At 64.0% G+C, this 7,297-nt stretch carries 14 protein-coding genes, 1 tRNA gene and 1 pseudogene; 2 read left to right on the plus strand and 14 right to left on the minus strand.

Annotation, left to right across the window (positions count from 1 at the left end; all coding sequences use genetic code 11):
* Positions 1-88: 88 nt before the first annotated feature.
* Both ABNX41_RS19340 and ABNX41_RS19345 read left to right on the plus strand, forming a co-directional pair.
* Entirely contained in the window at positions 89-631 is a 543-nt protein-coding gene (locus ABNX41_RS19340; protein WP_438671333.1) for an HU family DNA-binding protein, read from the plus strand.
* A gap of 18 nt (positions 632-649) precedes the next feature.
* Positions 650-724, plus strand: a tRNA-Val gene (locus ABNX41_RS19345).
* A gap of 73 nt (positions 725-797) precedes the next feature.
* On the opposite strand, the gene ABNX41_RS19350 is transcribed toward ABNX41_RS19345, so the two are convergent.
* The 14 genes and pseudogenes from ABNX41_RS19350 to ABNX41_RS19415 form a co-directional block, all read right to left on the minus strand.
* A complete protein-coding gene (locus tag ABNX41_RS19350) occupies positions 798-1,628 on the minus strand; it encodes a tyrosine-type recombinase/integrase (RefSeq protein ID WP_438671349.1) in 831 nt (276 codons plus the stop codon).
* A gap of 53 nt (positions 1,629-1,681) precedes the next feature.
* A complete protein-coding gene (locus tag ABNX41_RS19355; RefSeq protein ID WP_438671334.1) occupies positions 1,682-1,963 on the minus strand; it encodes a helix-turn-helix domain-containing protein in 282 nt (93 codons plus the stop codon).
* 2 nt (positions 1,964-1,965) lie between these two features.
* On the minus strand, positions 1,966-2,499 hold the full coding sequence (locus ABNX41_RS19360; protein WP_438671335.1) for a hypothetical protein: 534 nt from the start codon (positions 2,497-2,499) through the stop codon (positions 1,966-1,968).
* Complete coding sequence (locus ABNX41_RS19365; protein ID WP_438671336.1) at positions 2,492-2,632, minus strand: hypothetical protein; 141 nt, start codon at positions 2,630-2,632, stop codon at positions 2,492-2,494. The genes ABNX41_RS19360 and ABNX41_RS19365 overlap by 8 nt, the downstream gene beginning before the upstream one ends.
* The gene (locus ABNX41_RS19370) at positions 2,629-2,907 is read right to left on the minus strand and encodes an Arc family DNA-binding protein (RefSeq protein WP_438671337.1); all 279 of its coding nucleotides are present in this window, start codon (positions 2,905-2,907) and stop codon (positions 2,629-2,631) included. Before ABNX41_RS19370 ends, ABNX41_RS19365 begins: the two co-directional genes overlap by 4 nt.
* A gap of 62 nt (positions 2,908-2,969) precedes the next feature.
* Entirely contained in the window at positions 2,970-3,173 is a 204-nt protein-coding gene (locus ABNX41_RS19375) for a hypothetical protein (RefSeq protein ID WP_438671338.1), read from the minus strand.
* Positions 3,170-3,841 (minus strand): 3'-5' exonuclease, encoded by a 672-nt coding sequence (locus ABNX41_RS19380; RefSeq protein ID WP_438671339.1) that lies wholly within the window; start codon positions 3,839-3,841, stop codon positions 3,170-3,172. The genes ABNX41_RS19375 and ABNX41_RS19380 overlap by 4 nt, the downstream gene beginning before the upstream one ends.
* 126 nt (positions 3,842-3,967) lie before the next feature.
* A complete protein-coding gene (locus ABNX41_RS19385) occupies positions 3,968-5,041 on the minus strand; it encodes a recombinase family protein (protein ID WP_438671340.1) in 1,074 nt (357 codons plus the stop codon).
* Complete coding sequence (locus ABNX41_RS19390; protein WP_438671341.1) at positions 5,038-5,253, minus strand: hypothetical protein; 216 nt, start codon at positions 5,251-5,253, stop codon at positions 5,038-5,040. Before ABNX41_RS19390 ends, ABNX41_RS19385 begins: the two co-directional genes overlap by 4 nt.
* The gene (locus ABNX41_RS19395; protein ID WP_438671342.1) at positions 5,250-6,002 is read right to left on the minus strand and encodes a hypothetical protein; all 753 of its coding nucleotides are present in this window, start codon (positions 6,000-6,002) and stop codon (positions 5,250-5,252) included. Before ABNX41_RS19395 ends, ABNX41_RS19390 begins: the two co-directional genes overlap by 4 nt.
* A 16-nt stretch (positions 6,003-6,018) precedes the next feature.
* Positions 6,019-6,330 carry a hypothetical protein gene (locus ABNX41_RS19400; protein WP_438671343.1) on the minus strand — a complete coding sequence of 104 codons (312 nt, stop codon included), beginning with the start codon at positions 6,328-6,330 and terminating at the stop codon, positions 6,019-6,021.
* A 65-nt stretch (positions 6,331-6,395) separates the two neighbouring features.
* Positions 6,396-6,773, minus strand: coding sequence for a hypothetical protein (locus ABNX41_RS19405; RefSeq protein WP_438671344.1), 378 nt, complete (start codon positions 6,771-6,773; stop codon positions 6,396-6,398).
* On the minus strand, positions 6,770-7,006 hold the full coding sequence (locus tag ABNX41_RS19410) for a hypothetical protein (RefSeq protein WP_438671345.1): 237 nt from the start codon (positions 7,004-7,006) through the stop codon (positions 6,770-6,772). Before ABNX41_RS19410 ends, ABNX41_RS19405 begins: the two co-directional genes overlap by 4 nt.
* Positions 7,003-7,297, minus strand: a pseudogene (locus ABNX41_RS19415) (hypothetical protein); the annotation flags it as partial. The pseudogene ABNX41_RS19415 and the gene ABNX41_RS19410, both read right to left, overlap by 4 nt.

The following is a 7,297-nucleotide window of genomic DNA, read 5'->3' on the forward strand; positions in this document are numbered from 1 at the left end:
GGGGGGCCGTGGGGGTGGCGATAGCTCTGGTGTCGCGCGCCGACGGGAGGTAGGCTTGGCCCGGATCCGTGGAGTAGGAGGTTCCCCAATGGCAACGAAGACGAAATCCGCCGCGACACCATCTGCTGCCGGGGCGGATGCCGCCAAGCCCCGTTCGCCGAAGGTCGGCTCTCCCAAGGCCGTTGCCGCCAAGGCTGCGGCCCCAAAGGCATCGCCCAGGACCGCTCCGAAGAGTGCCGCCAAGGCCGCTTCCAAGGCTGGGGCGAAGACCGGCGCCAAGACCGCTGCCGCCGCCGCGCCGTCCCCCTCCGCCAGTGCCGAACCGGCGGCGAGTGCCGCGCTTTCGATCCGCGGCGCCGGTTTCAAGTTCAAGGATCTGGTCGAGCGCGTCGTCTCGGCCACCGGGACGAAGAAGAAGGACGCCAAGGAGATCATCGAAGCGGTTCTGGCCGAGTTGGGCGAGGCGCTCGGCCGGGGTGACGAACTGAACCTGCCCGGCCTGGGCCGGGCGCGGGTGGTCAAGCATGCGGAAAAGGCGGGCGCGGCGCATCTGACGCTGAAGGTCAAGCGCGGCCCCCATAAAACCCGCCCCGCCGACGCCAAAGAGCCTCTTGCAGAGACCGACGACTGACGCTAGAAGCCCCCCATCGGGCGATTAGCTCAGCGGTAGAGCGCTTCGTTCACATCGAAGATGTCAGCGGTTCAAATCCGTTATCGCCCACCATTTTATGCATTAAGCCCCGACACTTAGCTGTGTTGGGGCTTCTTCATACGAAGCGCCCATCAGTTCACCTAACCTATCGCGCGGCGCGGAGCTTCACAAAATCCAGCACCTCGGCGGCATCGGCAAGATGTTCTGGCGCGAATCTGGCATAGGTCGAATAGGTCACGCTCGGATTGCTGTGGCCGAGGTATTGCGCAACCTGAGTGATCGGGATCCCACTGGAAACCATGGCCACGGCGGCGGAATGGCGGATCGTGTGCAGCGTCACTCCTGTCAGTTTCGCACGGCCGCATGCAGCCTCGAATCCTTTGCGGATGCTGGCAACACGCTTGCCGCCCCACTCTACTACATGATCCGATAGGGCCGCCTCGCGCGCCGTCTGCAATGCGGCCATCAGTCCACGATTGATCGGAACGATGGCCCGTCCTTTGCGGGTGCGGGCATCGGCCAGGCGCAGGTTGATCGTCCCGCGCTCCATGTCTACGCGATCCCACGTCAGATCAAGAACCGCCCCGACCCGGCCAGCCGTTGCGAACAGAAGATGAATTGCCAGAGCTATATGCGGCGCTTCGGCGGATTCGATAAGCTTGGCCACATCCTCTTTCGATAGATACCGCTCTTTCGGCGTGGGCTTGGCGGGGCGCTCGATATGAGGCGCCGCCTCGATCAACCTGTTGCGCTCTGCCCACGTCATAGTGCTGCGCAGATGTCCAAGTTCGGTATGGACGGACCCTTGCGAGATGCCCGCCGCCATGCGGTCACGCGCATACGCCCGGCAAAGTTCGGTCGTGATCTGGTCGGGGCGATAGGCCCCGAAATGCGCCAGAACGGCCTTTCCGGTATATCCCATGGTTTCAGCTGTCGGTTTGCCACCCAGATCGCGCCGGTATCCATCCCACAGCATCGCCACAGTCGCCCCCGCCTGGGATTGCGAGAAAAGCTTGCTGCGATAGAGGTCTAGGGCTTCCGGCTCCGCTTGCGCTCGGGTGCGTGCCGAAAGCTGATACCGGACGCGTCTGCCATCCTCGCCTGTCCAATAGACACAATATCCACCTCGGAGGCGTCCGATGCTGAAATCTGGCACTGTTCGATTTCCTCCACGACAGCGGCGGGGATGCGATAGAGATTGCCGAACCGGAAGTGTCGAAGCTCCCCCTTCCGGCAGGCGTTGCGAACGGACGATGCGCTGACACCCCATCTATCCGCAAGTGTTTCCGGTGTGTAAGGCGTCATCCCCATGGTCACTCCCCCTTCTCATCGGCGCTGTCACGCTCTGCTCCAAGGGAGGCTTCCAGTTCCGCGACACGGGCCAGCGCGGCGTCACGCTTCTTCGTCATCGCATCATAGTCGTGCAACCACTGATCACGCTCGCCCTTCCATGCTACCTCGACTTCTGCCGTCAGCCGATTCACCTCCGCCCACAGGCTCTCCGCGCCGGAGGGGTGGGCGAGGTCGGCGCGGATGTAACAGACCTCATCGCCCCTCATGACCTCGTTGGGGTCAGCCTCGACCCAAGTCAGGTTGTCCTGATCTGCCCAGATCCGTTCCGGCCAGCCCGCCACCGGCTCTGCCGCTGCTGGCGTCTCCCCCTGTGATGGGGTGGTCATTTCGAGAATTTCACGGGCTAACCGCCGCGCTTCTGTCTGGGCAATGCTATTTCCGCGCTCGACCCATGCTGGCTTGCCGGTGCGCATGAACAACATCCCACGTTCATAGATCAGCTTCGCGGCCGCCTCGATCAAATCGCCCTTGGGCGCGGTGGTGCGGTCAGCCATGCGCGGCCTCCTTGATCTGTGCAATCGCCTCTCGCGCTGCATCGATGATCGCGGCGCGGTTGGTCGGGGTGTAATGGCGCAGGGCTGATCCAGCGGCGCGCAGGATGGTGTCGGCAAGCTGTTCCGGGGTCATTGCGCACCGCCTTCCGCGCGGGCGGCGAGCATTGCGTCCGCGAGACGGTAGGCTGTGGCCGCGAACAGTTGGCTGCGGGTCTGACCGGGAAGCAGCGTATCACTGCGGCACAAGTCCATGACGCCCGCCAGCGCCTGCCCGGCGAACCAGTCGCGCAGGCTGATGACTCCGGTCGTATCAAGCCGTGCCACGATCTCGCTGTTCTGGCTGCGACCGCTTACTTCCGCCGCCGATTTGATCTGATCGCGAAGTTCTTTGGGCATACGAACCATCATCCCGACTGTTCCTCCAACTCCGTATCGATGCTGCATCACGTCTTCCTCCTGCCCTTCTCGGATCACTCGATCCCCCGGGTGATCTGGTGGCGCGGGCGCACAGCCAGAAGCGCCACCATCTCCTCGGCCTGTTCACGCGGAACGCCCATGTTCACCGCCCGGCGGACCATGCCCCGGGCGCTGGCGGGGTCGAGGAGGCCGCCGGGGGTGGCGCGGGCCGCGTCGTTGAGGATCGAGGAAAACGCGCCTTTCGGATCCTGTTTCAAACCGAGCCCTCCCGCGCCTTGGAATAATGAACCTTCGCCTCGGGCACGCGGCCATCGCGGATCAGGATTTGCAGGATCCGAAGGTTCGCCTCCGCGTCGGACATGGCATCGTGGGCGTTTTCGTTGACGATACCGAAATAGGCGCAGGCTTCCGACAGTTTGACGTAGCCGCGAGAGATGCAGAGGCCTTCCGGTCCATAGGGGGCGAGAGCGCGCATCAGGCAGAAGGCTTTGGTCTCCTCGAACCTGTCGTCGCGCCCGGCCCGGCGCAGCTCGGCGCGCATCATCTTCTGGTCGAACTGCGCATTGAAGGCCGAGACCTGAAGGCCTGCGTCGATCCAGGTGTTCCAGATGTCCAGGACCTCCGAAACCGGAACGCCGTTCTCGTTCAGAAAGGCGTCGGTCAGGCCGTTGACCCTTCCAGCCTCGGTCCCGTCGATGCTCCAACCATCGGGCTTCACATAGAACTTGTGCCGTTCGATCTCCTGCCCCTCGGCATCCGCGATGATCGCGGCGAAGGAGGCGAGTCGGGGTTGCCCGGGCGCATCGGCGGGGACCGGAAGCCCGGTGGCCTTATCCTTGAACTGGAACAGGCCGGTGGTTTCCGTGTCGAAGGTGACATGGACCGGCTTGCGGTTTGCCGCGAAGGCGCTGGATTGCATGTTCATTTCGGTTTCCTTGTAACGATGCAGGTTTTTGGACCGGCGATGATCTTGAGCCTCGGGCTCCGAAACAGGGTTCTGGGGTGCCTGTCCCGGCCCAGGACGATCCAGGCGGGAAGCCTCACGGCGAGCTCAGCGCGACTGGCGCGCGAGGAAAGCCTTGTTGATCATCTCCATCAGGTCGGGGAACCGGGCGCGGATGGTTTCGATCTGCGGGCCGTAAAGCTGGTCGATCTCGTCGCCCTCCGCACCGTTCTGGATGTCGGCAAGGATCAGGTCAGCCACGCCGGAGAAACGCTCGAACTCCTCCTCGGACGGCTGATCCTGTTGATCCTGCCCGTCTTCGAGCATGTCGCCCTGCGCGTTCCCCTCGTCGTCGCCCTGCGGCGTGGCCTTTGCGTCATCGTCGGGCTGCTTGCTGCCCGTCTGGGCATAGGGCGTGCCGTCGCGACGGGAAGACCTCTGGGCGGACACCTCCTGCCGGTATTTCTTCTGCGCTTCGGCGCGGTTGCTCACCGGCGCGACCTCCTCCTTCGCAGGCTGGGCGGTGCTGTCGACGGCGGGATCATCGTTTGCCTCGATAATCGGGCCGCCCTCGGGCGTGATGTCGCGGGCCTCCATCTCAAGCTCGATCACCGAAGGCACGCCGACCATGACTTCCGGGCAGTAGAGCCGGATCAGGAAGGCGGCCGAGCGATAACGCAGCATCTGTTCCGGGATGGACTGGTACTTCGCGTTCTTGGTCCAGCCTTCCTTCTTGGCCATCTCCATGCTGGTGGTGACGGAGACGCGCTTTCCGGTAGTGCGCAGGATTCCGAAGGCGGTTACGGAGAGGCTGTCGCCCTTCCCGGTCACGTCCCAATCGATCACGTCTTTGAAGACGCCGTGCTGGTTTGCCTTGGCAATCATGTAGCTGGTGTTCCAGCCCGGGCGCCCGCCGACGAAATAGATCTGCTGCGACACGGTGAGCGGATCTTCGTTCAGCCGGTGCGCCATGTTCAGAACAAGCACGGCATTGGCGGTGCCCGCCTCGACCGATCCGCCCCGCAGGTGCTGCGGGAAGAGAGGCGACATGGCGAACATGCGGCCGACGCGGCACATATGATCGAACTTGCCGGGGTCCATCAGCAAGGCAATCGGGCTGCTGGGGGCCATGGTCATCGTTGGCGCGGGCGCGGCGGCGGTTTGGGTGGTGATGGCGTTCATTTCGAGTTACCCCTCTCGGCCGCGTCCAGCGCGCCTTTGAGCTTGATGTTGAAATTACGGAGAGGATTGAGACCCATCGGGCCTCCATCCATGCCCGTGCCTTCGCGGGCAGAGTTGAATCCGCTGCACCAGCAAAGAATGTCCGAGGTGGCGAAACTCAGCTCGTCCGCCTCCGCCGCTGTCAGGGTGATGGTGATGGTCCCGGCGCTCACCTCGGCACCTCGCGTTCCATGATCTCGATGCCGGGGATCTGGCTTTCATCCACCTCGCGGGAGCGGATGTCGGCATTTACAAGGCGGGTCAGCAGGTCGACCACCTCGGGCCGGGCGCGGTAATGAACGAACAACAGGTTGATGTTCGTGATCTTCGCCTCGCGGATCTTCACCATGGTGACGGTGCGCCCGGCGCCGGTGGCCGAGGTTGCGCTGACCTTCACCTCTTTGGCGGCCTGTTTCGCCAAAGCTTCAGCCTCTTTTGCCTTCGCCTCGGCCTTCGCCTCGGCATCCAGATCGCCGGTCTTCGCGGCTTCGGCGGCGAGGCGGTCGGCTTCCGCCTTCGTTGCAGCGGCGGCGGCGGCTTCTTGGGCTTTGCGCTTGCGCTCCTGATCGGCCTTGTGGGACATGTATTCGCCCTGCATCGCGAGCATGGCGTCGGTTGCCTTGCCGATCCGGTCCAGAACCGGGGTGAAGGCTGCTTGCACCGCCTTGGCTGCGTCATCGTGAGGCTTTTTGGCGGTCACGCGGGCGGTATCGACCTGCTTCTTCAGGCCCCGCAGGCCGCTGATGTGATCCGTCAGAAGTTGCGCATGCTCTTCCGTTCGGATCGGATTGAAATCGCGCCTGATCCGGGTCGAAGTCGACATGAATTCATCGGTGCGACCGACCAGATCCGCGAGAATGTCGGGATCGTAGGGCGGGGGATAGTTGTGGCCGGGACCAGCCGGGGGCGTCATGTCGTTCATTTCCAGTTCCTCGCGGTCAAGACGGCCAGATCGGGCGTCGGGTCAGATCAAGGGGGGTCTGCGGGGTCATCATCCCCGCGATGTTCAGGCGCCGATGAAGGATCGCCTCGTATTCATCGCGGCTGATCGGGGTCAGGTGGGTCCAGTTGTCGACCGCATCCGAAATCTGGCCATCGACCTCGCAGCGCATCCGCTCGGGGGCGGCAAGTTCTCCGGTTTCCGGGCAGACCTCCCGCTCGCACCAGATCCGTGCGGCAACCCAGGGACCGCCTCTGACAAGGCGGCGCTTGTAGTAGCCGCACTGCGGGAAGCTGGGTTCCCGGGTCATAGCCGGATCTGACAGCGCGGCGCGTCACCATGCGAAAAGCTGCGTTGCGGTCGATGGCTGGCGGATCACGACAGCCGATCCTTGGCCAGCCGCACCAGGCGCCGAACCGTGCCGTTGCTGCGGATGTGGACCGGGATCTCGGCGATGGTCTTCAGCGTCTCGGCGTAGCTGATCGCCTTCGCCCGCGCCATGTCGGCTTCGAGCCTCCACTTGACGTTCGCATCCGCAGCCCTGTTTGCGCGTTCGCGATGCACTTCGGACTCGCGCCTCATGTAGTTGGACAGGCCGAGTTGCCTGTTCAGTTCATGCACCTCGCGCCACAGCGTCTTGAGGTTGTGTCGCAGCTCGGCACTCTTCGTCTCCTCGGACAGGAGAAGCGAACGCAACCGGCTCAACTCATTGCCGCTGATGATATCCGCCAGTCGATCGAGAAAACGCTTCACAGGACACCCTCCCGGCTGGCGGCGAACAACATGCTGGCCGCGGCGCTGAGAACCGGCATTTCGCCCGGCAGGGTGTGGCCGCGATTGGCGATCTGGTTCAGGGCCATCGCGAGGCCGAAAGCCGAGTGGATCGGCGGCAGATGCGCAGGAATGCTGTCGGCGGATTGACGGGAGAGCCGCGCGCGAAGCCGGTTCCTGATCTGCACCATGTCGGAAATGTCCCTGGTGGTCATGATTTGCTCCTGAGTTTCCGAACCATGTTGTCGGCCCAGAAGTCCGTCACGGCGGGCAGGTCCGGCAGGGCGGTGAGGCCCGGCAGGTTGTAGGCCCGGAAGGTCGTCACGGCGGGCAGGTCCGGCAGGGCGGTGAGGCCCGGCAGGTTGTCGGCCCAGAAGGTCGTCACGGCGGGCAGGTCCGGCAGGGCGGTGAGGCCCGGCAGGTTGTAGGCCCGGAAGGTCGTCACGGCGGGCAGGTCCGGCAGGGCGGTGAGGCCCGGCAGGTTGTCGGCCCAGAAGGTCGTCACG

The sequence above is a fragment of the Pseudogemmobacter sonorensis genome, from assembly GCF_042762395.1.
GTDB classification, from domain to species: domain Bacteria; phylum Pseudomonadota; class Alphaproteobacteria; order Rhodobacterales; family Rhodobacteraceae; genus Pseudogemmobacter; species Pseudogemmobacter sonorensis.